General features: G+C 66.6%; 1 protein-coding gene. It reads right to left on the minus strand.

The window, feature by feature from the left end; translation table 11 throughout:
- Nucleotides 1-56 precede the first annotated feature (56 nt).
- Nucleotides 57-1,304, minus strand: coding sequence for an IS256 family transposase (locus PLL68_RS15185; RefSeq protein WP_324535537.1), 1,248 nt, complete (start codon nucleotides 1,302-1,304; stop codon nucleotides 57-59).
- Nucleotides 1,305-1,423 lie beyond the last annotated feature (119 nt).

Consider the following 1,423-nt stretch of genomic DNA (forward strand, 5'->3'; position numbering starts at 1 on the left):
CGGTCAAGCCCCGTGACGTGGTGTAGCGATCGGTGATCCTTCGGTGTTGATTTCGGTCAGGCGCTGAGCTCGAGGATGGTGTCGGTGGTCGCCTCCTCTGCGGTGTCGGGGACGAGGGTGAGGCGGGACTTGGCGAGGATCTCGAGGCCGAGGTAGCGGCGGCCTTCGGCCCATTCGTCGGTCTGTTCGGCGAGGACTGCGCCGACGAGGCGGATGATCGCGTCGCGATTCGGGAAGATGCCGACGGAGTCGGTGCGGCGGCGGATCTCTCGGTTGAGGCGCTCGTTGGGGTTGTTGGACCAGATCTGCTGCCAGAGTCCCTCGGGGAATCCGGTGAACGCGAGGATGTCTGCTCTCGCGTTGTCGAGGTGCTCGTGCGCGGCGGGGAGCTTTCCGTCGACGTAGTCCAGCAGCCGGTCGAACTGCGCGTTCACGGCATCAGCGTCGGGCTGGTCGTACACGGAGTGCAGCATCGCTTTCACCGCCGGCCATAGCGCCTTCGGGGTCACGCTCATCAGGTTCGCCGCGTAGTGGGTCCTGCAGCGTTGCCAGACAGCTCCCGGCAGGTTCGCCGCGATCGCCTCGACGAGACCTGCGTGCGCGTCGCTGGTGACCAGGCGAACTCCGCCGAGGCCGCGGGCGACGAGGTCAGCGAAGAACGAGTTCCACGCCGCCCCGGTCTCACTGGTCGCGACCCGCAGGCCGAGGACTTCGCGGCGCCCGTCACCGTTGACGCCGGTCGCGACGAGCACGACCGCGTTGATCACTCGTCCGCCCTCGCGAACCTTCATCGTGAGCGCGTCGGCGGCGACGAACGTGAACGGACCGGCGTCGTCGAGCGGGCGGTGCCGGAACTGGTCGACGTGCTCGTCGAGGTCAGCCGCCATCCGGGAGACCTGTGACTTCGACAGGCTGTGGATCCCGAGGGTCTTCACGAGCTTGTCCATCCGGCGGGTCGATACCCCGGCGAGGTAGCAGTCCGCGACGACGGTGATCAACGCGGTCTCGGCTCGTTTCCGTCGCTCCAGCAGCCATTCCGGGAAGTAGGTCCCGGTGCGGAGCTTCGGGACCGCGACGTCGATCGTGCCGACCCGGGTATCGAGGTCTCGGTGCCGGTAGCCGTTCCGTTGCGCCGTCCGGTCAGGGCTGGGCTTTCCCCATTCCGCTCCGACGACGGCATCCGCGTCCGCAGACAGCAGCGCGTTGATCGTGGTCTGCAGCAGGCTGCGCATCAGATCCGGAGACGCGTCGGTCAGGGCTTCAGCGAGCACGCTCGCAGGGTCGACAATATGAAGTGCGGTCATCGTGATGATGCCTTTCGAGTGGAGGTAAGAGACTTCTCGAAGGATCACACGGTGACCGCGCCTACGTCGTGAACGACGGGCCGGCCACCGTGGGCTACACCACCTTAAGGGGCACTACT

The sequence above is a fragment of the Ornithinibacter sp. genome (assembly GCF_035443565.1).
GTDB lineage: Bacteria > Actinomycetota > Actinomycetes > Actinomycetales > Dermatophilaceae > Fodinibacter.